Genomic DNA, 22190 nt, shown 5'->3' with positions numbered 1-22190 from the left:
GTGCGCCATGACAGGTGGTCAACTCACCGACGCGGCAAGGGCATCGATAAGGGTGGTGAAGGCTTCCTCGGCCGGTCCGGCGGGCAGCACGGTGCGCCGCCAGGCCATCCGGACCAGCAGATCGGTGCCATAGGAGACGGACACCGCCAGGGGCGCCGGCAGCGGGCGGGCGTCGAAGAAGATCTCTTCGCCCACCGCCTCGCCCAGCCGCAGCGGCGGGCGGCGGTGCAGGTCCTCGAAGGTGAGCAGGCCGTCCAGCCCGCCGGACCAGGGCGCACCGGCGCACCGGGCGGCATGGACGACCTGGTCGAAGGGGGTGTCGGCATGGTCCAGGTCGTCCCACCAGGCGGCGGTGCGCTCCTCGGGGCCCTCGTCGCCGGCGGGGTGGACCACGGTGTTGAGAAAGCAGCCCAGCACCGGTGGCGCACCGGCCGGGCGGCCGCCCCAGGGGTAGCCCAGCGCCGGCACCCGCCGGCCGCCGTGCAGTCGGCGGACGGCCCGGGTGCAGGCGTCCAGCAGGGCGGGGAAGGCCACCGTCCGGGCGCCGCCCGGCGGCAGCGGCAGCCGGTGCCGGAAGGAGCCGGTGTCCTGACCGGAGCCGGACGGCGGGGGCGGCGGGGGAGGGGCGAGGACGGACAGCCGCTTGCCCCAGTAGGCCAGGAACCCGGGGGCGGAGGCCCGCTGTTCGGCGGTGAGCTGGAGGTGCACCGCCTCCCGGTAGGCGGCCAGCTCCTGCTCCGCCCGCCATGACGGGACCTCGGCCGGGCCCAGGCCGTTGGCATAGGCGGCGGCCAGGCCGTCGGTGACCAGGCCCAGCGAGTGCTCGTCGCAGGAACCATGGTCCAGCACCAGGGCGAGGACCTCCCGTTCGCCGTCGGCCGCCAGCCACAGCCGCAGCGGCGGGCCCTCGGCGGACCAGGCGTCCAGCTCGCGCAGCAGCGCCTGCCCGGCCCGCTCGCCGGGACCCGCGGTGACCCGCCGCAACCAGCCCCCGGCGGTGCCGATCCGCTGCACCGGCACACCCCGCGGCACCTCCGGCACGGTACGCAGCGCCGGGTGCAGGGCGGCCAGATGACCGGCGGCGGCGCGCAGCCGCGCCAGGTCCAGCGCACCCCGCGGGAAGGCGAAGAACAGCGGCACCAGGGCGGGGCGCTGGCCCGGATCCAGGCGCCGGGCCAGCAGAAAACGCCGCTGGGCGCCGGTGACCGGGAGCAACTGGCCCGGATCCGCGGCCTGTTCGGCGATACGGCGGTAGCCGGCCAGATAGGACGCGGTGATGCTGTGACTGGACGGGGACTGCACTGGGACCTCCCGCGCACCGGTCGGGTGCGGCTGTATGGGGAAGGACGGGGGCGTGTCGCACCCGGGCGGGGATCAGCCCGCCTCGGGGCGCAGGACGGCGGCCGGCTCGGGCAGATCGCGCAGCCGCCGCAGCGGGGACAGCAGCAGGGGCACCGGAACCAGCAGGAACCCGGCGGCGCACACCCAGACCGCGGAACGCGCCCCGGCGGCCGAGGCGATGGCCCCGCCGGCCAGGGCGCCGAAGGGCATGGTGCCCCAGACCATAAAGCGCAAGGTGGCGTTCATCCGGCCCAACAGGGCGTCCGGGCAGAGCATTTGGCGGAAGCTCACCTGGGCGACGTTGTAGACCACGGCGCCGAAGAAGACCACCGCCGAGGCCAGGGCGTACCACAGGGCGGCGGCGCCATGCCCGGCCAGCGGCCACAGCAGCGCGAACGGCCCGGTGACCACGGTCGAGAGCCAGATGACCCGGGCCCGGCCCAGCGCCCGGGCCAGCGCGCCGGCGCTCAGCGCCCCGGCCAGCCCGCCCACCGCCGAGGCGGACATCATCAGCCCCAGCACACCCGGCGGCAGGCCCAACACCCGTACCAGGAAGACGGTTTGCACCGCCAGCAGCATGGCGTTGAAGAAGTTGGCCACCGCCGTGGCACAGGCGATCATCCGCAGCACCGGGTTGCCGAAGACAAACGCCAGCCCCTCGGCGACCTGGGCCCGCAGCGAGGCCCCGGCGGCGGGCGCCACCGGCGCGGCCTCCGGGGTGCGGATACGGCGCAGGAACAGGGCGGACAGCAGATAGCCCAGGGCATCCGCCACCAGCGCGAACGGCGCCCCCACCGCCTGCACCAGGCCGCCGCCCAGCCCCGGCCCGGCCACCTGGGCGGAGGAGCGCACCGTCTCCAGGGCGCCATTGCCGCTGACCAGTTGCTCCCGGGGCAGCAGGGCGGGCAGATAACTCTGGTGCGCCACATCGAAGAAGACGGTGGCCACTCCGGTGACCAGGGCCACCAGATAGAGCTGGGCCATGGTCAGGGTGCCGGACCAGGCGGCCAGCGGCAGGCCGGCCATGGCCACGGCCCGTACCGTGTCCGCCCGGATGAGCACCGGCAGCCGGCGCATCCGGTCCACCCAGGCCCCGGCGGGCAGGCCGACCAGCAGAAAGGCGGCCGTCTCGGCGGCCGTGAGCACCCCGGTCTGCAGGGCCGAGGCATGCAGTTCGACCACCGCGACCAGGGGCAGCGCCACCACGGTCACCTGGGCGCCGAGCTGACCGGCGGTGGCACCGGCCAGCAGCAGGCGGAAGTCACCGTTCCGTAATGGACCGCTGCCGCCAGGCGTCATTGACAACATTTGCCAGACATTTGGTCAGGGCGCCCCGTTCAGTCAAAAACGGGCGGATATTTTCGGTCAGTTATGTTCGCATTGCGAACAACTACGAGCGGCCGGGCGGTAAATGAGCGGCATCCGGTGATCAAACAGCGCTGACCGCGACCAGTGGTGTTGATGTTGCTGCTGGGGTTCGGACGGCGGGGCGGGCCGGGTGGAGGGATGTCCGGATTTCGGTGCCGGAGGGCGGGATTCCGGTGGTTGGCCCGGCTCTTGGCGGGTGAGCTCCGGATGTAGCGCACGCTCGCGCTCCGTATACGAACGGGCCATGCGCTGTGAGGCCGCCCATAGGAGCTGGATCACTTACGAAACCGTCTAGTGCTCAGCGAACCCATGGCGGCCCGGCACGGGGCTGTTGGCCCGCCCTGAGCACGAAAGTCCGTCGTACGTCACACCTTTGCCGGCCGGATTTTCCGCCGCTAACAATGTCCGGGTCGCACGGCGCCGTCGCACAGACGCGGCGCCGCTTTCGCGGCCCGAATGTCCCCCAGCGGAAGAGGTTCAGCTCGCCTATGCGCTCCAACCACTCTGGCTATAGCCGCCTGACCACGTTCCACAAGCTCTCCGCGGTCGGCCTCGCCGCCACCGGTGCCGCCGCCCTGGTGTTCACCGTCACCGGCAACGCCGCCGCCCAGACGCAGTCGGTCGGCATCAAGCCGGTCGCCTGGAACGCCAAGGCGCCGGCCACCGTGGACCAGAGCACGCTGACCCGGCACGCCACCGATGCCGCCGCCAAGGCCAAGACCGAGGCGGACACCAAGAAGAAGGCCGCCGCCGAGGCCGGCCGGGACCGCGCCAAGGGCGCCGCCGCCGGCCGCTCCGAGGCCCGCAAGCCGGTCCGCGTCGCGCCGAAGTCCTACGCGGACAACCTGGACGGCTGGATCAGCCAGGCGCTGGACATCATGCACGCCAAGGGCATCCCCGGCTCCTACGACGGCATCAAGCGCAACATCATGCGTGAGTCGAGCGGCAACCCGCAGGCGATCAACGACTGGGATGTCAATGCCCAGGCCGGTATCCCGTCCAAGGGTCTGCTGCAGATCATCGACCCCACCTTCAAGGCGTTCCATGTGGACGGCACCTCGTGGAACATCTGGGACCCGGTGGCCAACATCGTGGCGTCCTGCAACTACGCGGCCAAGACCTATGGCTCCATGGACAACGTCAACTCCGCTTACTAAGAGCGCCCGTTGAGGGGCGCGGGGAACTGCGCGACCAGCCACCCTCAACCCGCACGCGCAGGGCGGCGGCACCCGGCACACAGCCGGATGCCGCCGCCCTGCGCGTAAGGGCGCATCACCGGCTCCGCAACGGCCCGCACCCGGAAACGCGGCAAACTACCCCTTCGCATCCGCATAGCACCCCACCACCCCCACGGTGAACGGAAACCGCACCGGGGTCGGCCCGAAAGCCAGCGCCCCGGCCCGGTCCCCGGCCGTGCGGATGGCCTCCACCACCGCGGGCGCCTCCTCCTCCGGGCAGTGCACCATCAGCTCGTCGTGCTGGAAGAACACCAGCTCCGCCCGCAGCCCGGCGAGCTCCTGCCGCACCATGGCCAGCACCATCAGCGCCCAGTCCGCCGCACTGCCCTGGACCACGAAGTTGCGGGTGAACCGGCCCCGCGCCCGGGTACCGGGCGTACTGCCGTACACCGGCTCCTCCTGCGGCAGCCCCGCTTCCTCACCGCCGGCCGGCGCGGTGGACGCGGGCGGGCTGGTACGGCCCAGCCAGGTGCGCACCAGCCGCCCCTCCTCGCCCGCCCGCGCCGCCTCGTCCACCAGCTCCACCGCCCGCGGGAAGCGGCGCCGCAGACCGGCCAGGTGCTTCAGCCCGTCACCGGAGGTCTGGCCGTAGATCGCGCCCAGCATGGCCAGCTTGGCCCGCTCCCGGTCCCCGGCGAAGGCCCGCTCGGCCAGGTCCGCATAAAGATCCCGGCCACTGCCCGCCACCTCCATCAGCCCGGGATCCCGTGAGATCGCGGCCAGCACCCGGGGCTCGATCTGGTCGGCGTCGGCGACCACCAGCCGCCACCCCGGATCGGCCACCACCGCCCGGCGGATCACCCGGGGAATCTGCAGCGCCCCGCCGCCATTGGTGGTCCACCGGCCGGTGACCGCGCCGCCGGGCAGGAAGACCGGCCGGAAGCGGCCCTCACGCACCCAGGACTGCAGCCAGGACCAGCCATGCGCGGTATGCAGGCGGTAGAGCCGCTTGTACTCCAGCAGCGCGGGCACCGCAGGGTGGTCCACGCCCCGCAGCTCCCAGGCCCGGGTCGAGGACAGCCGGATGCCCTGCCGGGCGAAGGCCCGCACCACATCGGCGGGCAGATCCGGCCGTACCCGCACCCCCTCGCCGAAGGCCCGCGACACCTCCTCGGCCAGCTCGGCCAGCCGCCGGGTCTCCTGGCCGCCCGGATAGCGCTCGCCCAGCAGCTCGGTGAGCAGCGCCCGGTGCACATCGGCCCGCCAGGGCACCCCCGCCCGGCTCATCTCGGCCGCCACCAGGGTGCCCGCCGACTCCGCCGCGACCAGCAGCCGCAGGCGCTCCGGATGCTCCGCCCGCCCGATCCGGGCCTGCTGGCCCGCGTACACCTCCAGCAGCGCCCCCAGCGGATCGGTGCCCGGCGGCAGCGGCGCCGGGCCGGGGTCGAACAGGGACGGCTGGGAGCCGGGCGCGGCCGGCGGGGGATCGGCCGGCACCGGCAGCCCGTGCAGCCGCGCCCACGCGGCCGCCAGCGAGCGCGGCTGCCCCGCCTGGCCCTCCTCATGTCCGATGAGCAGCGCCTCCGCCGCCTCCACGTCATAGCAGCGCGCCACCTGCACCCCGGCGGCCAGCAGGCGCCCGTACACCCGCGCCGTGGACCGCCACACCCAGCGCGTCACCCGCGGCCGCTCGCGCACCGCCTCGGCCAGACTCGCCGCACGCTCCACCGGCCCCGCGGGCCGCCCCCCGGCGTCCAGCGGGCACAGCAGGACGCCCTCCTCGCCCTCGTCCGTCACCGCCCATCTCATGGTCCGGAGTCTGCCAGCGGGGTCCGACATCGGGCCCGGACGGCCTGTCCGGACATGGAAGGGCCCGGACGGAACCTCGGCGGGTGTCACCGGGCCCGGCCAAGTAGCCCACGATCTTGGTGGCCAAATGGCCCGGACGCCCCGCGCACCCCGCCCATAACCTCGGGGTGTGACACACCGAGTCGATTTCTACTTCGATCCCATCTGCCCCTTCGCCTGGATCACCTCCCGCTGGATCCTGGAGGTGGAACGCCACCGCGAGCTCGACCTCCGCTTCCGTGTGATGAGCCTGTCCGTACTCAACGAGGGCCGCGAGGACCTCCCCGAGCGCTACCGCCGGCTGCTCGACGTGGGCTGGGGCCCGGTGCGCGTATGCATCGCCGCCGCCCGCGAGCACGGCGAGGAGGTACTGCGCGACCTCTACACCTCGCTGGGCACCCGCCTGCACAACGCGGACCGCGAGGTGAGCGACGCGCTCCTCGCCGAGGCCCTGGCCGAGACCGGGCTGCCCGCGTCGCTGGCGGACGCGGCCCACAGCACCGAATACGACGAGGAACTGCGCAAGAGCCACCACGAGGGCATGGACGCGGTCGGTGAAGAGGTCGGCACCCCCACCATCCATATCGATGGCGTGGCCTTCTTCGGCCCCGTACTGACCGCCATTCCCCGGGGCGAGGAAGCCCTGCGGGTCTTCGACGGAGTGCGGCTGCTGGCCGGGCACCCCAACTTCTTCGAGCTCAAGCGCTCCCGCACGGGCGGCCTGGACTTCAGCTGACCGTTCCGCCGCCGCCCGGGCCCGGCCAAGAGGTCACCGGCTCTCCGGACACCACTCGACCAGCAGCATGGTGGCGTCGTCGTTCAGGCGGTTCCGCTGGTGGTCGAGGAAGGCGTGGACAAGCAACCGCAGCGTCTCGGCCGGTGCCTCATCGGCCGCGGTGGAGCGGATGATGAAGTCGGTGAACCGGTCGAGGCCGTACTCCTCCCCGGCCGCGCTCCGGGCCTCGGTGATCCCGTCGGTGTACAGCAGTACCCGGTCGCCCGGCACCAGCACTGTCTCGTGCATCTCGCGAGTGCTGGTGCCGAGCAGGAACGGCAGGCCCATCGGTGGCTCGGGGGCGCGTTCCAGAGCCCGGTCCAGCACCTGCCCGCCGCGGATCAACAGGGGCGGAGGATGGCCGCAGTTGCACCACTGCAGGATGCCGGTATCGACATCGAGCCGGCACAGCAGACCGGTGCAGAAATGGTCGGGCACCCAATGGGCGAGGGCTTCGTCCACAGCCTCCACCATCGACAGCAGGCCGGCACCGGAACGGCGGGCGTTGCGGCAGCCGGCCATCACCACGGAGGTGGTCAGCCCCGCGGCCAGGTCGTGCCCCATGGCATCGAAGATGCTCGCATGCAGGATGTTCTTGGTCAGGGAGTGATCGAAGGCGTCACCGCTGACCTGGTAGGCCGGTTCCAGGACCGCGGTGGAGATCACCCCGGTCCTGCCGATGGTCCGCGGCGGCAGGAATGCCCGCAGCATCTCGGCGGAAAGTGCCATCTTCGCGGTCCGGGTGTGCCCGACGAACCAGTCGCTGTAGGCCCGTTTTGAGGTGACCACCATCGCCAGCACCGCCGCCAGGATCCGGCACCGCCGAAGCCGTGCTCCGTCCACCGCATCGGCGTGCACTCCCAGCACTCCCAGCCGCTCGGCGCCGTCCACCAGCGGCACCCAGACGATCAGGCCGTCCTCGCACTCGTGCACCCGCAGCGAGATGGTGCGATATGCCCAGCCGGCATCACCCGAGTCAACCGGCAGCGGTTCGTCCCCGTGGTCCAGCGGTATCAGCAGCCGCTGCTGGAGATCGGCGAGATAGATGATGGCCGTACGCATACCGAGCGCTTCCGCGCAGCGGTTGAACACCGCGGGAAGCTGGTAGGGCGCGGTCAGATGAACCTCGCGGAGCAGATCCTGCAGAAGCTGCTCATCACCGTCCTCGCGGCCCTGCGGTTCTGGGGGGTCAGACATGCCGCCCACCTCCGGCGTCGCTGCACGCTTGCGACTCGCCAGCACGGGACACTGCCCGCACCCGGACGGCGCCCGGAGACCCGGGAAACCCGCGGGTGCACTACGTCGAATGGATCACAGAACCCGGAAGATCGCAACGGCATGCGAGAGGTCCGCCGCCGCGCCGGCCCGCCGCCCGGGAAATGTTCGGTCAGCAAGTCAGGGTGTGGAGTGCGTCGTTGGCCGCGCTGACCACCTGAGCCCACAGCGGGGACGCCAGGAACGCGGCATCGGGCTCTTGACGACCGACTGCCCGGAGGACCTCATCGAGACGCTCGGCAAGCCGCGCCATCGCCTCCGCCTCGTGCCCGGACCTCAAGGTGAACCCAACGGCCTTGTGAGGGCGGTCAAGGACCGTCGCATCATCCAGAATGTTCAGGCTGAGCGAGAAGTCGTCGAAGTAGCCGGGGTGCGGGAACCGCCGCTCGACCCAGACCCGCTGCTGGTGCTCGCGGTCGGCCAGCGACCGGACGGCCGAGATGACCTCGTCGCGCATGTCTCCGAGCCGTACGGGGTGTTGTTCTTCAGGGACCACCCACTGATCGTTTCACGATTTCCGCTCGCCCCTCAGGCCCTCGCGGGAAATCAGCCCTCCCCCTCCGGGACAGCCAGTTCGCGGCGGCCGCCCGGGTGGCGGTGGCGCCAGACCCAGAAGACGGTGGTGGACACCGCCGCCCACACCGCCAGCACCGCGAAGGGGAAGACATGCTGGTGGCCGCGGAAGTAGACCGCGGTGTGCTGGGCGTTGACCGAGGCGCCCGGCGGCAGCCAGCGGCCGATGGTGCCCAGGGGAGAGGGCAGCAGGGGCCAGGAGACCGCGCCGCCGGAGGAGGGGTTGCCCAGGATCACCATCAGGCCCCAGGTCGGCAGCATGGCCCAGCGGCCGAAGACGGTGTTGAACATGGTGAAGACCATGCCGCTGGTGAACATGGTCAGCGCCAGGATCCCCCAGGACTCCAGGAACGGCAGGCGCAGCGCCCCCAGCCCCCAGTCCACGATCGCGCCGATGGCGAAGCCGCCCAGCAGGGAGTAGGCCACGGTGAAGGCGACGCGCTCGGCCGGGTTGAGGGCACGGGCGTTCACGCTGAGCTGGACGGCGCCGATAAAGCCCAGGATCACCGCCGCCAGGGTGATGTAGAACAGCGCCAGACCGCGCGGGTCGCCCCGTTGCAGCGGGTTGACGTCCCGCACCGTGACCGGCACCCCGATGGCCCGGCCCACCCGGGGCGCGGTCTCGGCCAGCAGCTGGGCCACCGTGGCGCCGGAGGCCCCGGACACATCCAGCTGGGCGCCCTGGGGGCGCGGCAGCAGGATGGCGTAGACCTTCTGTTCCTCCACCGCGTCCCGGGCCTGCGGATAGCTTCCATAGGAGTGCAGCTTCAGCGAGGTGCCCAGGGCGTGCTCCATGCCCCGGACGAACTCCGTCCGCTTGGCCTGGGAGATGGGCACACCGGTGACGGCGACGGGAATGCGGTGCGGGGTCGGGTTGGCCATGGCGTAGGTGTACGAACCGGCGAACAGCCCGGCCGCCGCCGCCACAAGCAGCACCAGCACGGTGGCCGGCAGAAACGGCGAGGCGGCGAACCGGGACCAGGCCCCGGGCCGGTGACCCCCGCCGTCCGTGCTCATCAAGCCGGCTTCTCCCGGGCGGAGTTGTTCTCCTCCTCGTCCCGTTCACCCTCCGCCTGGGAGGGCGTGGTGTGCGGCGTCATCGGGTGCTTGCGCTGTTCCTCGTCGTCCTCGCGCTCCCCTTCGGCCTGGGAGGGGGTGGTATCGGCCATGGTGACTCCCGGGATGAGAGCTGCAGATGCGGGTGCAGATGTCCCGCGGGCCGAGTGCCCCTTTCGGCGAGGTTTATTCGGCACGGGGGCGCCGATCCCCCCCGTAGGGTGGTTTGGACCGCACTCCGCTGACCAGCGCGGCCCCCGGCGGCAACACTGGCTGACGACGGCCGGATGATGCGGCAAACGGGGGACGTCATGGCCAATGGAACCGGAACCGTCCTATTCGCCCTCGACGGGGACCCTGGCGGCGGCCAGGAATCCGCGGCGGAGCAGTTCCAGCGGATCCAGCGCGAGGTGGAGGCCCAGGGCCTGGAAGTACGCCGGGCCCGCAGCGCGGGCGAGCCCCAGGCGGTGCTGCGCACCGAGGCCGGGCTCGCGGCCGCCGTGGTGGCCTGGTACCTGACCCCCGCGCCCGGCGGCGGCCCCGGCGAACCCGGTGGCGCGGCCGTACTGCGCCAGATCGGCCGCCGCTTCAAGGACCTGCCCGCCCTGCTGGTGATGACCGACGCCGCCGACCAGGACCTGGACCGCCTGCCCCTGTGGGTCGCCGAAACCGTGACCGGCTATATCTGGCCGCTGGAGGACACCCCCGCCTTTATCGCCGGACGGACCGTCAGCGAGGCCCGGGCCTACCGGGAGGCCGTCCTCCCACCGTTCTTCAAGGCGCTCAGCCGGTTCCACGACACCCATGAATACTCCTGGCACACCCCGGCCCACTCCGGCGGCGTCGCCTTCCTCAAGTCACCGGTGGGACGCGCCTTCTTCGACCACTTCGGCGAACGGCTGCTGCGCAGCGACCTGTCGATCTCCGTGGAGGAACTCGGCTCACTTCTACGCCGGGCGACCGGCCCGCCTGGTTCTTCGGGGTCTGGCAGCCGGAGACCGTCACCGACCCGGCCACCGGGGAACAACACCCCTTCGCCGACGCGCCGATGGAACTGCTGCGCACCCAGCCGTCCTGCCGGCAGCTGGACCCGGACGCCGACTGCCACGGCTTCCCCGGACTCGACCCCGGCTACTGTCTGCTCGACCCGGTCAAGGTCACCCTCACCTGCCCGGGCGTCAGCGCCACCGGCGGCCGGCAGGAGCAACCAGCCGTACCCGCAAGGGTGTTGACCGTCTATCTGGCCGGCCGCAACATCATGGTGGAGAAGACCGACGGCCACTCCGCACTGATCCTTTTCTCCATGGGCATCGCCAAGGGCAAGTGGGGCACCCTGCTGGACGCCCTGATGGACTTCAAGGCTCTCTACGACCAGGACGCGCCACTGGAACGCGTACTGCCCGGCCTGCCGGCCCGCCACCCCCAGCGCTATACGGGACTCACCCTGCGGGCCCTGTGCCAGGAGATGCACCAGCAGCTGCGGCGGACGAATCTGGTCACCCTGCTGGACACCGCCTTCCGGGAACTGCCAGAGGCGGTGACCACGCCTCGCTGGTGCTACCAGCGGCTGATCCGCGAGGGCACGGAACGCGTCAGGATCGCGGACGCGGCCGGACGTGTGGCCGCCGCCATGGGGACCGTCACCCCGCCGGGGATCCCGGTGCTGATGCCGGGGGAGACCACCGGTGCGGCGGACGGCCCACTGCTGCGGTACCTGGGCGCTCTGGAGGCGTTCGACCGGGCCTTTCCCGGCTTCGGTAGCGAGACCCATGGGGTGACGGTGGACCCGGCCACCGGCGATTACCGGATCGAGTGTGTGCGGGTGGACTCCTGACCCGCGCGCCTTTCCTCCTGCGCCACCGGCACCCTGCGCCCCTGGTGCGCGGTGCCGCAGAAGGCGGGCTCCAGGACATTCATCAACGCCTGGGTGACGGCACCGTTGTTGGAGGCGTTGGCGAAGACCACCACCGTCCGCCGGCCGTCCCGCAGGGCGAAGGACTGGGTCTGGTAGCCCTGGACGATCCCGCCATGACCGAGCACCTTGCCGCAGGACAGGGCGATCTCCCTGATGCCCAGGCCATAGCCGATGTTGGCGGTGGGGGTGGGCAGTACGGCCGTCATCTGACGCAGCGAGGCGTCCGAGACCAGCCCGCCGGAGCCGCCGGCCAGCAGATGGGTGAGGAAACGGTCCAGGTCGGCGGCGGAGGAGATCACCGCCCCGGCGCTCCAGATCCAGGAGGCCGTCTGCTCGGTGGAGTCCAGCAAGGGCTTGGTGCGGTCGTCATTGGTGAGATAGCCGGTGATATGCGCCCCGGCGATCTTCTTCTCCGGCACCACGAACGAGGTCTCACGCAGCCCGAGCGGCTGGAGGATCTGCTCCCGCAGCACCTCGGCGTAGGGACGTCCGGTGAGGTGCTCCACCGCCAGGCCCATCAGCACGAAGTCGGTGTTGGAATAGGCGTACTTGGTGCCGGCCGGATACTGCGTACCGTGCTTCACCGAAAGGGCCACCAGGTCCCTGGGGTCATAGACGCTGTCGCGGATGCGCTTTTCGAAGGCGGCGGTGGTCTCCTCGCCGGGCTGCTCCAGCAGGTCGTCGGTGTGGTCGTAGACGCCCGCCCGGTGCTCCATCACCTGGCGCGCGGTGATGTCCCAGTCCGCGGGCAGCGTCCCGGCGGGGAGATAGCCGCGCAGCGGCTTGTCCAGGTCGATAAGGCCCCGCTCGGCCAGGCGCATCACCAGCACCGAGGCGAACATCTTGCTGTTGCTGCCCACCCGGAACCGCCAGCCGGCGTTCATGCCGGTGCCCTTGAGGTCGGCCTGCCCCACCGCCAGCGACCGGCGCACCTCCGTGGACCCGCCATGGTCGTCGATCACTGCGAAGGCGCCCGGCGCTCCGGCCGAGAGCACCTGCCGCAGGGCGGTCCTTACCGCCGCGGTGTCCGGTGCAGGCGGTCCACCGCCGGCCGACGCCCGCGCCGGACCGGTGGCCACCAGGGTCAGTACGGCGGCCAGCGCCGCCGTGATACGCGCCCGCCCGGATCTCACCATGAGTTAAGTTCCCCTGCCTGCCGATGACTTGCCCTGAATATCAGGAGTAGCAGGCAAGAGAGTATCCATGCGGTATGCCGGGCGCGGAGCCGAGGAGTGGGTGACAATGGCCGCCGAGGCGCTTCATCGACGAAGAGGCGGAGCCGTCATGCCGCTCGTCGGCGAATACCAGCCCAGCCCCGAGAAGTGGGTGCGCGACCAGGTGGACCCCAGGGTGGAACTCCGGGACGGGCCGGTGCGCCGGGACATGACGTCCTGGAGCCGGTGCCCGGCGGTCACTGACCGTGAATTCTGAGGCCGTCCAGGCCGTCGTCAAGTGCCCCTTGCCGCCCGGGCGTTGGCGGCGGCCGGGCTCGGGGGCCGAGCGTCTTCCGCTCAGCCCCCGTTGCACGTAGGCGAGTTGACAAGGGCGAGTTGACGAGCCGGTGAACTCCTCCGGTGGCGTTGGTCAATAGTAGTGCCGCCGTCCGCCGACCGCGTGCCCGAGGGCGCCCAGCAGCCAGAGGATCGCGCCGATGACCAGCAGGATGATGCCGATGGTCCACAGGATGGAGATGCCGGTTACGAATCCGATGATGAGGAGGATCACTCCGAGGATGATCATGGGATATCCTCCGGTTTTCGTGGAATTGTTCCCCTTTCACTATGTTCCCTGATCGCTCCCCGATGCAACAGCTCGGCCGGGGCCGCTTGCTCGCCCCTGTAGGTGGTCTTGCGCGGCCCGGCGGTGCGCCGGTGCCCCGTCCGGGTAGGAAGAGCTGTCCAGAAGAGCTGTCCCAAGGGAAATCGTCGCTGGTGGCAGACCGGCCGGAGAGGGCGAGATGCTGTCGAGCAAGGGGCCGGGAGGCGCTGACGGTCTCCCCGGCGGGGCCCCGGATCCACACCGTGGCCCGGCGCGGCCGGTCCGTCCCACCACCTCCTGGTTCGCCGCCGGCTTCACCCTGGGGCTGGGGGCCACGCTGGCCTATGTGGCCGTGCAGACGGTGCTGCGGATCGGCAGTGTGCTGACCCTGCTGCTGCTGGCGCTGTTTGTGGCGATCAGCCTGGAGCCGGCGGTGGCCTGGCTGGCCCGGACGCGGCTGGGACGGGCCCGGCTGGGCCGGGGCCGGGCGGTCGCCCTGGTGGTGATCGCGCTGCTGGGACTGCTGGCCGGGTTCCTCGCCCTGGTCATCCCGCCGGTGACCGGCGAGGTCGGGGCGCTGATCGAGGCGGTGCCCAAGTGGCTCAAACAGCTGCATGACCACCACTCCTTCCTGGGCCGGCTGGAGGACCGCTACCACCTGATCTCCAAGGGCCGCCGGCAGCTGAGCTCCAGCGCGGGCACCGCCGTGGTCGGCGGGCTGCTGGGGGCCGGCCATGTGGTGATCAACGCCGTGTTCAGCACCGTCCTGGTGGTGGTGCTGACCGTGTACTTCATGGTGGGCATGGAGCAGCTGAAGGCCTTCGCCTACCGGTTCATCCCGGGAAGCAAGCGGGCACGGGCGGTGGAGCTCACCGAGGCGATCCTGGTCCGGGTCGGCCGCTACATGCTGGGCAACGCGGCCACCTCGGTCATCGCGGGCCTGGCCACCTTCGCCTGGTGCGCGGCCCTGGATGTGCCCTATCCGGCCGCCCTGGGGGTCTTTGTGGCCCTGATGGACATGGTGCCGGTGGTCGGCTCGACCATCGGGGGAGTGGTGGTCAGCCTGGTGGCGCTGTCCGTCTCCTTTGTCATCGCCCTGGGCACGGCCGGGTTCTATATCTTCTTCCGGCTGGCCGAGGACTACCTGATCATGCCCAAGGCGATGCGCTTCGCGGTCGATGTGCACCCCATTGTGACGGTGGTGGCCGTGGTGATCGGCGGGGCACTGCTGGGCATCATCGGGGCACTGATCGCCATCCCGGTGGCGGTGGGCATCGGCATTGTGCTGGACCAGTCGGTCTTTCCCCGTACCGACGCGGCTTGAGCCATTCGGGTCACGCGGGCGGGTCCGGGGGTGTCCGGCCGGGGTGGCGGCTGGAAGAAATGCCAGGGACCCACCGATGCGGGGGACCCCATGCCAGGGACCCACGACGACCAGGGACCCACCACGACCAGGCGCGCCGTCGCGCGGACCATGAGGGAAGACCATGCAGACCGATCCCGTCTCGCGCTTTCTCCACGCCCTTTCCCCGGCCCACCGGGACACCGTCCAGCGGCTGCCCCGCGAGCAGCAGGAGCGGCTGGCGGAGCAGTGGGAGGGCTACCTCAGCGATGACACCGACCTGCTCTCGCTGAGCGAGCTGGATCCGGCCGGGGCGGAGGCCGCGGCGGCGGAGCACGTGGTCAAGGATCTCGGCTGAGCCAGGGGTTTCCCGAGGCCGCGGACGGTAACGCGCCCTGGGGACGGCCCTTCCCGGTAAGGAGTCCCGATGGTCTTGGTCGCCCTCCTGATGCCTCCGCTGCTGCTGGGGGCACTGCTCGCGCTGGCCTGTTACGAGGACCGGATGTTCGGCGGGCCGGACACCGGCGATTTGCTACTCCTCGATGGCGCCGCCGATGGACCGGAGGTAGTCACGGAAGGTCAGCGAGGGGGTATGGCGGCGCCGGTCGAGGAAGTCCTCGAAGCGGAGCTGATCACGCAGCGTGACCCCGGAGCGGATCAGGTCCGCCTGCCGCCGCTCGGTGTCGCGGATGGTCTCGGCCAGGGCGAACAGCTCCCCGGCCCGGTCGGCCGGGAGGAAGAGGACGCCGTCCTCGTCGGCCAGCACCAGATCGGCGCGGGTCACCGTCCACTCGCCGACCCCGGCCGACTCCAGGGCACCGGCCGGGCGGGGGCCGAGCCGCTGGGGGCCGGTGGGCAGGGCGCCCAGGCTGAAGACCGGCAGACCGATGGCCTGTACCTCGGCGGTGTCGCGGTGCAGCCCCCAGATCACCACTCCGGCCAGCCCGGCGGCCCGGGCCTCCAGGACGGCGAGGTCGCCCACACAGGCCTCGTCCAGCCGTCCTCCGTTGTCCACGACCAGGACATCGCCGGGGGAGGCGTCCCGGTACGCCTCCAGAAAGACGTCAACGCTGCCGGCATGACGGGCCGGACACACCCGGCCGGCCAGCCGGCCGCCCGGCAGCACGGGGCGCATCGGCGCACAGCGCACGGGAACGCGGGCGCGAAGGCACGCGTCGGCAAGGTGAGCGGTCGTCAACTCCGCGAATCTGCGGTGCAGTTCCTCGGGCTCCATGGGAAGTCTCCTCAGGTCGGCTGTCCCGGGTCCGGGCGTCGGCGGGCGTCCGCGGCGCGGCCCGGAAGCCGTTGACGGCTTCCGGGCGCGTGCACCCCGGCGTTCGCCCCCGTTTCGGGTCACCCATGGATCGTAGGGGTGGGGCGGGGGCGCGGGTGAGTGCGGGCCGTGGGTGGCTGGTCGCGCAGTTCCCCGCGCCCCTGTGGGGCGCCCTTGCGGGGCGCCCCTTTACATGGCGTTCCGGCGCCGGCGGCGCAGCAGGGCTCCGGCCGTGCCGGCGGTCATCAGGGCGGCGGCGCCGTAGGCGGCGGGGCGCCAGGACGCCGGGCCGGCCGGGGAGGCCGGAGCGGCGGCCGTGGGCGCCGCCTGGTCGTCCCCGGCCAGGGCGTAGCCGCCGGTGTAGCCCTTGCGGTCATAGCGGGAGCCGGGCAGCTTGTCCCCGTAGCGCTTGTTGACCAGCTGCTGGTAGGCGGCGAGGGTCACCTGGTGCCTGCCGTGCAGGCCGGCGGCGGCCTCCTTGTTGAGGGGCTCAACCGAGCCGCCCGCGGTGAGCCGGTACCAGGCGTGGATCTGCGGCTCGGTGAAGGTAAAGGCATGGGCCTTGGCCGTGCCCTGTTCGGCGAAGGACAGATCGCCGCCGCCGTCCTGGATGCCCGCCAGCTGCCAGTTGTGTGTGCCGCCTTGCGGGGCGAGCAGCACCGCGGCCTGGTGGCCGTCGGAGGCGGCGACCCGGGAGGCCAGATAGGACACCCGCAGTGCCTGGGCGGCGGTGGGACGGGCCTTGGCGGCGACGAACTCCGGGGAGAGCTCGAAGTACGGTACCGGCTGCCGCAGTTGGAAGCCGGGAGCCTTGGCGGGTGCCTTGACGGCGGGCGCCAGGGAGGTGCCGCCGTCGGCCCCGGCGGGGGCGGTGTGCTGTTCGGCGGCGGTCAGGAACCGGGAGACGGTGTCCTGGACCCGGCTTGAACTCAGCACCTTCTGGGCGGCGTTGTAGTCCGCGGCGCCCGGCGCCGAGGGGGCGTCGGCGGCCTGGGCCGGGGCGGCGGCGCACAGGGCGGCGAGGACGGCCGCGGCCAGAACGGCGGTGTGGCGGAAGTGCTTCTGCTGCATGGTGGTGGTCTCCTAGCTGTGGATGCCGAGGCGCGAGTGGGTCCACCGGAAGGAGTTGTTTCCGGAGTAGGTGGAGTAGTTCCACCAGGTGTAGGTCTGGGTGCTGGGCCAGGGGTCGCCCACCGCGATCATTCCGCTGGAGCTGTCATAGCCGTAGATCACGTTCATATGGCCGCCACCGCTGTTCCAGCCGATGCGCACCGCGAACGGCCGTCCGCCGGCGATCTCCTGGCTGGTCTCGTTGAAGGTGGCGTTGCGGTAGAGGTCGTAACCGCTGTTGCGGAAGCCCATGTTGGACAGGCCGTTGGCCATGTCGTCCAGGGTGGCCGGCTGGTCGTTGCAGTCCACATTGCCGTTCTGGGCGGCCAGGCGGCAGAAGTCGTACTGGTTGTAGTTGGTGTAGCCCCAGTAGTTGGCGATGGTCAGGCCGGAGGCGTCCCAGCACCACTCGTCCTGGACCTGCTTCTGCATGCCGATGCCCAGGGTGGACCAGCTGGTGGGCCGGGTTGAGGCACAGGTGGGCAGGGAGCCGGTGTCCTCCTGGATGAAGGTGTCGGCGATGTAGTAGGCGCCGGACCAGATCCAGCGGTTGTTGTTCTCCACCGTGTCACCGGTGGTGCGGCAGATCATCGGTATCCGGTCGCCGGGCAGTGAGGTGCCGGTGACACTGGAGGACAGCGAGGGCAGTGAACGCTGGTTGATGGTCCGGTAGTTGCCCTGGCCGCCGATGACGGTTCCGGTGGACGCGGCGTGGGCGGCGGTGCCCGAGCCGAGCAGCAGTCCGCCGGCCAGCACCGTGGTCATTGCGGAGACCAGTGCCTTTCCGCGGCGGAGCATGCGGAGTCTGAGCATGGGATTCCTTGGGGGGTGAGGGCTCCGGCCGATGTGCGGGAGCCATGGTGTTGCGGTGGGGTTCAGCTTCTGCGGGCGCGCCGGCGCAGCAGCCAGAAGCCCGCGAGCCCGGCCGCCACCACCGCGGCCGCGGTGAGTGCGACCACGGTGGTGGTGGAGCCGGATCCGGAGCCGGTGTCCTGGCCGGCGGAGGGCTGCTCGGTCCGTGCCGGGGCGGGGGTGGGGGAGGACAGGGAGGCGGTGGTCACCTCGGCCTGTCCCTGGACCCGGCCCAGCGCGGGGAAGGCGGTCTCCGCGGTGATGGTCCAACGGCCCGCCGGCAGCGCCTCCTTGGTGGTGAGGCTGCCGGGCTTGGCGCCGGGGACCGGCACCAGCCGCCAGGGGCCCACGGTGGTGCCGTCGGCCGAGGTGGCGCTGAGGGTGCCGGCGATCTTCTCGTCCACCGGGTCGCCGTCGTTGTCCCAGACCGCGACGGTGCTGGGGTGGCCGGCGGTGACCTGGAGGGGGGCGAGGCGAATGGTGTCGCCATGGGCATGGGCCGTGGTCGCCGGTCCCAGGGCGAGCAGGGCGGTGGCGAGCAGGGCCGTCGCGGTGAAGCGGCGGTTGGACATGGGCGGTTGGCTCCGGGGTAGGGCGGGGGCCGCGTTGAGCGGCCCCCGCTTGCGGTGAGGGGATCAGCCGGCCTTCTGCACGGTCCAGGTGTGGTGGCCGGGGCCGTTGGGCTTCTGCAGCTCCAGCAGCCAGGCGCCGTAGTACGGGCGGTCGCTGACGCCCAGCACCAGGGAGCTGTCCCGGGCCGTCACCTGCACGCCATTGGCCGTCTTGGCCAGCTTCCACTGCGAGGCGATGCTGCCGTTGCAGGGCTGCTGGGCCACCCACTGGCCCTCGGCGGCGTCCCCGCCCAGCTGGAGGCACTCGTTGGTCGCCACGGAGCGGATGTGCACATAGCCGTTGCCGGTGTCGTCGAACACCCACTGCTGGCCGGCGTAGCCGTTGGGCTGGGAGCCGACGGCGACGGTGCCGTCCGCGGTCTTGCCGCCGTAGATCTCGGCCGCCATTCCGGCCTCGCCGTTGGTGAGCAGGTAGTGGGTGCCGGGCTTGACGGCCGCGCCGGCGGCCGGGGTGTGGAAGGACACCGCCTGGCCGGGGTCGGTGTCATGGCCGGAGGTGTCGCGGACCGCCACGGCCAGGGTGTAGTCGGTGTCCGGCTGCAGGTTGTAGACGCGGACGGAGTTGCTCTTCACCCAGCCCAGGTGGTTGCCGTTGAGCACCAGGCGGTACCAGTCGGCGGAGGGCACGGCCGGCCAGCTCAGCACCGCCGAGTCCGAGGTCAGCTCGCCCAGCACCGGGACCGGGGCGTCGCCGGTGCCCTTGGTGGGCGTGGGCGTCGGGTTGGGTGTGGGGGTGGGCGTCGGGTTGGGGTCCGGGTCGGGCTTGGTGCCGTTGCCGGTCATCAGGAACTGGTTGTTGGCCACGTTCCAGTGGGTGTCCAGGTAACTGCCGCGCTCCGGACTGGTGTTGTAGTAGTCGTCGTGGTTGCAGTCCAGGCGGTCGTCGTGCGACCGGTCCGGGCAGGCGATGTGCATCTGCGGGTAGTAGGGCGCGTCCGAGTAGCACATGATGTCCCACTCGTCGGTGCAGTGCGCCGCCTTGCTGCTGTGCGGGGCGCTGTTGTTGACGGCGCCCAGGTTGTGCCCCAGTTCATGGGCGGCGGTGGAGCCGCTCCAGCAGCCGTTGTCGGTCCGGCCGTAGGACGGGCCGAAGTTGCTCTGGTTGTCCTGTCCGGGCCGCTCGTCGCCGTTGAAGGTGCCGATGCCGCAGTAGACATTGGCATCGGCGAAGATCATGTACTTGCGGTCCCGGCGGTCGAAGCCCTTGGCCGCCAGGGCCGAGTTGGTGGCGCTGAACTCGGCCAGCGCCGAGTCGGGCAGCTCCACATTGAGCACCGAGGGGGTGCAGTCCGCTCCGGTGACAAAGCGGACGTGCCGGACGCCGCCGGTCTCCTGGGCGCTGGCGTAGTAGATGGTGTCCACATCGGCGGCCCACTTGCGGAAGGACGCCAGATACTCGGCGTACCGGTCGTTGCCGGGGCCGTGGACATAGAGCACCTGCACCCGGTTGCCGGTGGAGCCGTCGCCGTCACAGGGCACGGTCTCCTCGCGGGGGGAGGCCGCCTTTCCGGTGCCGCCCTTGGGGGTCGCGGGCGCGGGGGCGCTCTTGCCGTGCTTCTTGGCCTGCTTGGCGTCGAGCGCGGCCACCGTACCGGCCCCCTGCTGTCCGGTGGACGGCTGGGCGGTGTCCGGCCGGCTGGGGTCGGCGGCCGGGGCCTTGGCCTTGACGGCCGGCGGGGTGTTCTTCTTGATGTCCACGCCCCGGGGCGGCTTGTCCGGCCCATGGGTGCAGCGGCCGTCGGTGGTCTCCAGCACACCCGCGCAGTGGTCGCCCTTGGGTGCCGTCCGCAGACCCGCATAGACCATGCCGTGCGGCCGGTCGTCGCTGGGTATCCGGGTCACCGGCTTGGGGGCCTCGTCGTGCTCGGGCTGTGCCGCCGGCGCGGTGGCCGCCGCCTGTGCGGTGACCCTCGGCTGGGCGTGGTCATCGCTGCCGAAGACCCCGGTCAGGGCGGCCCCGCCGATGACCGCCCCCGCGGTGACCGCGACGGCGGCGGCGAGTATCGCGCGTCTTTTCCGGGGCCGTTGGGCCGCTCTTCTGCGTCTGGACAAACCAACACCTCGTTTGTTGTGGGGGATTGGGTGTCGGAAGTGTGCCAGAGCTGAGAGGGCGTCAAATCGGATATTCCTCGCCCGATGAAAGCCAAAGCTTGAACAAAGTTCCCCGGGTTTTTGTGAGTGGTGTCAATTCACTTGTACGGCAAGGGAGTTGAAACGGCCGTCGAGAGAAGGTCTAAGCCAATTCCACGGCCCCGCACAGCTTTGCTTGACAAGATCGTTATTTTGGACTCGGCAGTTCAAATCGCGCAAAGTGGATGGCCAATCACTGTGCGATGACTTACCAGAAGTAACGTCTTGGGGCCTTCCCTGGAACGCCTTATGGCGGCCCGTCAGTACGGACCGCCATAAGAAATGGGCCGGTTCAGCGCCGGTGCCCCGTTGAGTTGGCCGAGGTCTGGTACGGCGCCGCGGCATGCTGGGCGGCATACCTCAGGGCCGGTTCCAGCTTGGGCCAGAAGTAGCCGTCCTGGCAGGAGTAGGCGGGGGTGAAGCCGTCACAGCCGCGTCCGTCGCTGTCGCCCACCTCGATGGTGAAGCTGGCCAGGCCCAGCTTGTCGTAGGTCCAGTCGTCGGTGCCGCCGGAGGCGTCGTAGAGGATCTCGCCCGCCTGCCCGGACTGGTAGCCGGTGATGGACCCCAGCTGCCCGGCCATGGCGCGCAGCTGGGCGTCGTTCCCGGTGTGCACGGTGTGGTCGGAGGCCCAGGGGAAGAGGACCATGCTGGCGTCGCTGTGCAGGGTGATCATGTCGCCGCGGGCGTCGAGCGGTGCCGGGTCGCCATCGCCGGTGCCGGTGCGTACGGCCGGGTACAGCTGCCGGAACAACCCCTCCAGGGCGGAGTTCTCCACCTCGGAGTCCGCGGCCGGGCCCAGATAGATCTCGCTGCAGGGCTGGTCGGAGGTGCCCAGGCCGCCCCAGTGGGTGCCCGCGTTGCGGTTGAGGTCCACCCCGATCTGCCCGGACAGGCCGCAGGAGCCGCCGTTGGAGTCATCGGCGTTCTTCCGCTGCCAGATGGGGTTGTCGCCGCCCTGGGCGACGATGTCCACCCCGTCCGGGTTGGCGATGGGCACCACCCACATCTCGGTGGTGTCCATCAGCTTGGTGATCTCCGGGTCGCTGCCGTACTTCTGGGTCAGTTCGTCGATCCAGCGCCAGGAGATCTCGCCGGTGGTGATCTCCCGGGCGTGGATCTGGCTCATCAGGAAGAACCGCGGCTTGGCCGAGCCGGGGTTGAGCGCGCAGTCCCCGTTCTGGCGCTTGGTCAGACAGATGGCCTTGAGGTCATGGCCCCCGGACCCATGCTGTTTGAGCCAGGACTGACCGTAGGTGACCACGCTGGCCAGGTCCGGGTGCTGGGCGGCGACCTGGTCCAGATGGGCGTTGTGGGCCTCCGGGGTGTGGTAGCCGCCGTAGTAGGTGTCGCTCTGGGCCGCGGCGGCGGCCTTCGCCGGGTGGGGGAGCGGCTTGACGGTGGTGGAGACCACGGTCGGGCGGAAGCCCAGGCGGCGCAGCCCGGCCGCGGTGTCCGGGCCGCCCAGGACGAACAGGTTGTTGCCCTGCCGGCGTTCCAGCAGGTCGTATCCGGCCTTGGCCAGCTTCTGGGCGTCTTCCTGGGGGTGCCGGGTGGGCACCCGGTAGACGATGACGGTGCGCTGCTCGCTGTGTCTGACCGCGCTGTGTCCGACCGCGCTGTGCGGGGCGTTGGCTCCGGCCAGGGCGGACGGCGCCACGGGGAGCACTGCGGCGGCGGCCATGGCGGTCGCTCCGGCGGCCAGTGCCACCAGTTTGCGGGACATGGGAAGACCTTCCGTGGGGGGGATGGCTTGCGGGCATG

21 protein-coding genes and 1 pseudogene are annotated in these 22190 nt (G+C 71.2%); 7 read left to right on the top strand and 15 right to left on the bottom strand.

Features of this window, described 5'->3' with window-relative positions:
• Window positions 1–18 precede the first annotated feature (18 nt).
• Window positions 19–1302: a non-ribosomal peptide synthetase gene (locus CV755_RS10990; RefSeq protein ID WP_109280003.1), complete on the bottom strand. Its 1284-nt coding sequence runs from the start codon at window positions 1300–1302 to the stop codon at window positions 19–21.
• Between the two features lie 72 nt (window positions 1303–1374).
• On the bottom strand, window positions 1375–2640 hold the full coding sequence (locus CV755_RS10985; RefSeq protein WP_241561124.1) for an MFS transporter: 1266 nt from the start codon (window positions 2638–2640) through the stop codon (window positions 1375–1377).
• Window positions 2641–3197: 557 nt separating this feature from the next.
• Here CV755_RS10985 and CV755_RS10980 point away from each other — a divergent pair.
• On the top strand, window positions 3198–3866 hold the full coding sequence (locus CV755_RS10980; RefSeq protein ID WP_109280001.1) for a transglycosylase SLT domain-containing protein: 669 nt from the start codon (window positions 3198–3200) through the stop codon (window positions 3864–3866).
• Between the two features lie 156 nt (window positions 3867–4022).
• On the opposite strand, the gene CV755_RS10975 is transcribed toward CV755_RS10980, so the two are convergent.
• Window positions 4023–5696, bottom strand: coding sequence for a bifunctional 3'-5' exonuclease/DNA polymerase (locus tag CV755_RS10975; protein ID WP_109280000.1), 1674 nt, complete (start codon window positions 5694–5696; stop codon window positions 4023–4025).
• A gap of 169 nt (window positions 5697–5865) precedes the next feature.
• Here CV755_RS10975 and CV755_RS10970 point away from each other — a divergent pair, with 169 nt between their 5' ends.
• Window positions 5866–6471, top strand: a complete 606-nt coding sequence (locus tag CV755_RS10970) for a mycothiol-dependent nitroreductase Rv2466c family protein (RefSeq protein ID WP_109279999.1) — start codon at window positions 5866–5868, stop codon at window positions 6469–6471.
• 33 nt (window positions 6472–6504) lie between these two features.
• Here CV755_RS10970 and CV755_RS10965 read toward each other — a convergent pair whose 3' ends face one another.
• The 4 genes from CV755_RS10965 to CV755_RS35085 all read right to left on the bottom strand — a co-directional run bounded on the left by CV755_RS10965 (window position 6505) and on the right by CV755_RS35085 (window position 9527).
• Entirely contained in the window at window positions 6505–7707 is a 1203-nt protein-coding gene (locus CV755_RS10965; protein WP_109279998.1) for a PP2C family protein-serine/threonine phosphatase, read from the bottom strand.
• 190 nt (window positions 7708–7897) lie between these two features.
• Window positions 7898–8242 (bottom strand): SCO4402 family protein, encoded by a 345-nt coding sequence (locus tag CV755_RS10960; protein WP_109279997.1) that lies wholly within the window; start codon window positions 8240–8242, stop codon window positions 7898–7900.
• Window positions 8243–8331: 89 nt separating this feature from the next.
• Window positions 8332–9375: a hypothetical protein gene (locus tag CV755_RS10955; protein WP_109279996.1), complete on the bottom strand. Its 1044-nt coding sequence runs from the start codon at window positions 9373–9375 to the stop codon at window positions 8332–8334.
• Window positions 9375–9527 (bottom strand): hypothetical protein, encoded by a 153-nt coding sequence (locus tag CV755_RS35085; RefSeq protein ID WP_164503282.1) that lies wholly within the window; start codon window positions 9525–9527, stop codon window positions 9375–9377. The genes CV755_RS10955 and CV755_RS35085 overlap by 1 nt, the downstream gene beginning before the upstream one ends.
• Before the next feature lie 174 nt (window positions 9528–9701).
• Between CV755_RS35085 and CV755_RS37150 the strand changes: the two are divergent.
• Window positions 9702–10310, top strand: a pseudogene (locus CV755_RS37150) (Orn/Lys/Arg decarboxylase N-terminal domain-containing protein); the annotation flags it as partial.
• Window positions 10223–11248: an Orn/Lys/Arg family decarboxylase gene (locus CV755_RS10950; RefSeq protein WP_422070534.1), complete on the top strand. Its 1026-nt coding sequence runs from the start codon at window positions 10223–10225 to the stop codon at window positions 11246–11248. The pseudogene CV755_RS37150 and the gene CV755_RS10950, both read left to right, overlap by 88 nt.
• On the opposite strand, the gene CV755_RS10945 is transcribed toward CV755_RS10950, so the two are convergent.
• Window positions 11215–12465, bottom strand: coding sequence for a serine hydrolase domain-containing protein (locus tag CV755_RS10945; RefSeq protein WP_109279995.1), 1251 nt, complete (start codon window positions 12463–12465; stop codon window positions 11215–11217). The two genes, CV755_RS10950 and CV755_RS10945, sit on opposite strands and share 34 nt — an antisense overlap.
• A gap of 148 nt (window positions 12466–12613) precedes the next feature.
• Between CV755_RS10945 and CV755_RS34620 the strand changes: the two genes are divergently transcribed.
• Complete coding sequence (locus CV755_RS34620; RefSeq protein WP_161968663.1) at window positions 12614–12760, top strand: hypothetical protein; 147 nt, start codon at window positions 12614–12616, stop codon at window positions 12758–12760.
• 153 nt (window positions 12761–12913) lie between these two features.
• Here the strand turns inward: CV755_RS34620 and CV755_RS35080 are convergent, their stop codons facing one another.
• Window positions 12914–13069: a DUF6131 family protein gene (locus CV755_RS35080; RefSeq protein WP_164503281.1), complete on the bottom strand. Its 156-nt coding sequence runs from the start codon at window positions 13067–13069 to the stop codon at window positions 12914–12916.
• Between the two features lie 217 nt (window positions 13070–13286).
• Here CV755_RS35080 and CV755_RS10940 point away from each other — a divergent pair, with 217 nt between their 5' ends.
• Both CV755_RS10940 and CV755_RS10935 read left to right on the top strand, forming a co-directional pair.
• Window positions 13287–14411 carry an AI-2E family transporter gene (locus CV755_RS10940; protein WP_109279994.1) on the top strand — a complete coding sequence of 375 codons (1125 nt, stop codon included), beginning with the start codon at window positions 13287–13289 and terminating at the stop codon, window positions 14409–14411.
• A 163-nt stretch (window positions 14412–14574) separates the two neighbouring features.
• Window positions 14575–14787, top strand: a complete 213-nt coding sequence (locus CV755_RS10935; protein WP_109279993.1) for a hypothetical protein — start codon at window positions 14575–14577, stop codon at window positions 14785–14787.
• 174 nt (window positions 14788–14961) lie between these two features.
• Here CV755_RS10935 and CV755_RS10930 read toward each other — a convergent pair whose 3' ends face one another.
• The 6 genes from CV755_RS10930 to CV755_RS10905 all read right to left on the bottom strand — a co-directional run bounded on the left by CV755_RS10930 (window position 14962) and on the right by CV755_RS10905 (window position 22152).
• A complete protein-coding gene (locus CV755_RS10930) occupies window positions 14962–15663 on the bottom strand; it encodes an RraA family protein (protein WP_109279992.1) in 702 nt (233 codons plus the stop codon).
• A 228-nt stretch (window positions 15664–15891) separates the two neighbouring features.
• Window positions 15892–16773 carry a hypothetical protein gene (locus CV755_RS10925; RefSeq protein WP_109279991.1) on the bottom strand — a complete coding sequence of 294 codons (882 nt, stop codon included), beginning with the start codon at window positions 16771–16773 and terminating at the stop codon, window positions 15892–15894.
• A gap of 12 nt (window positions 16774–16785) precedes the next feature.
• Window positions 16786–17625, bottom strand: a complete 840-nt coding sequence (locus CV755_RS10920; protein ID WP_109279990.1) for a papain-like cysteine protease family protein — start codon at window positions 17623–17625, stop codon at window positions 16786–16788.
• 62 nt (window positions 17626–17687) lie between these two features.
• A complete protein-coding gene (locus CV755_RS10915; RefSeq protein ID WP_109279989.1) occupies window positions 17688–18236 on the bottom strand; it encodes a hypothetical protein in 549 nt (182 codons plus the stop codon).
• Between the two features lie 63 nt (window positions 18237–18299).
• On the bottom strand, window positions 18300–20348 hold the full coding sequence (locus CV755_RS10910) for an RICIN domain-containing protein (protein ID WP_241561123.1): 2049 nt from the start codon (window positions 20346–20348) through the stop codon (window positions 18300–18302).
• A gap of 370 nt (window positions 20349–20718) precedes the next feature.
• Complete coding sequence (locus CV755_RS10905; RefSeq protein WP_109279988.1) at window positions 20719–22152, bottom strand: M14 family zinc carboxypeptidase; 1434 nt, start codon at window positions 22150–22152, stop codon at window positions 20719–20721.
• Window positions 22153–22190: the final 38 nt, after the last annotated feature.

The organism is Streptomyces orinoci (assembly GCF_003121295.1).
In the GTDB taxonomy this organism is placed as follows: domain Bacteria; phylum Actinomycetota; class Actinomycetes; order Streptomycetales; family Streptomycetaceae; genus Streptomyces; species Streptomyces orinoci.
This window is presented reverse-complemented; position numbering and strand designations above follow the sequence as displayed.

Bases quoted from the DNA above. Each gene is read 5' to 3' on its own strand.
- CV755_RS10985 (WP_241561124.1), bottom strand. From the start codon at position 2,640: ATGACGCCTGGCGGCAGCGGTCCATTACGGAACGGTGACTTCCGCCTG.
- CV755_RS10915 (WP_109279989.1), bottom strand. From the start codon at position 18,236: ATGTCCAACCGCCGCTTCACCGCGACGGCCCTGCTCGCCACCGCCCTG.
- CV755_RS10965 (WP_109279998.1), bottom strand. From the start codon at position 7,707: ATGTCTGACCCCCCAGAACCGCAGGGCCGCGAGGACGGTGATGAGCAG.
- CV755_RS10980 (WP_109280001.1), top strand. From the start codon at position 3,198: ATGCGCTCCAACCACTCTGGCTATAGCCGCCTGACCACGTTCCACAAG.
- CV755_RS10905 (WP_109279988.1), bottom strand. From the start codon at position 22,152: ATGTCCCGCAAACTGGTGGCACTGGCCGCCGGAGCGACCGCCATGGCC.
- CV755_RS10945 (WP_109279995.1), bottom strand. From the start codon at position 12,465: ATGGTGAGATCCGGGCGGGCGCGTATCACGGCGGCGCTGGCCGCCGTA.
- CV755_RS10940 (WP_109279994.1), top strand. From the start codon at position 13,287: ATGCTGTCGAGCAAGGGGCCGGGAGGCGCTGACGGTCTCCCCGGCGGG.
- CV755_RS35085 (WP_164503282.1), bottom strand. From the start codon at position 9,527: ATGGCCGATACCACCCCCTCCCAGGCCGAAGGGGAGCGCGAGGACGAC.
- CV755_RS10930 (WP_109279992.1), bottom strand. From the start codon at position 15,663: ATGGAGCCCGAGGAACTGCACCGCAGATTCGCGGAGTTGACGACCGCT.
- CV755_RS10935 (WP_109279993.1), top strand. From the start codon at position 14,575: ATGCAGACCGATCCCGTCTCGCGCTTTCTCCACGCCCTTTCCCCGGCC.
- CV755_RS10955 (WP_109279996.1), bottom strand. From the start codon at position 9,375: ATGAGCACGGACGGCGGGGGTCACCGGCCCGGGGCCTGGTCCCGGTTC.
- CV755_RS10975 (WP_109280000.1), bottom strand. From the start codon at position 5,696: ATGAGATGGGCGGTGACGGACGAGGGCGAGGAGGGCGTCCTGCTGTGC.
- CV755_RS10960 (WP_109279997.1), bottom strand. From the start codon at position 8,242: ATGCGCGACGAGGTCATCTCGGCCGTCCGGTCGCTGGCCGACCGCGAG.
- CV755_RS34620 (WP_161968663.1), top strand. From the start codon at position 12,614: ATGCCGCTCGTCGGCGAATACCAGCCCAGCCCCGAGAAGTGGGTGCGC.
- CV755_RS10925 (WP_109279991.1), bottom strand. From the start codon at position 16,773: ATGCAGCAGAAGCACTTCCGCCACACCGCCGTTCTGGCCGCGGCCGTC.
- CV755_RS10920 (WP_109279990.1), bottom strand. From the start codon at position 17,625: ATGCTCAGACTCCGCATGCTCCGCCGCGGAAAGGCACTGGTCTCCGCA.
- CV755_RS35080 (WP_164503281.1), bottom strand. From the start codon at position 13,069: ATGATCATCCTCGGAGTGATCCTCCTCATCATCGGATTCGTAACCGGC.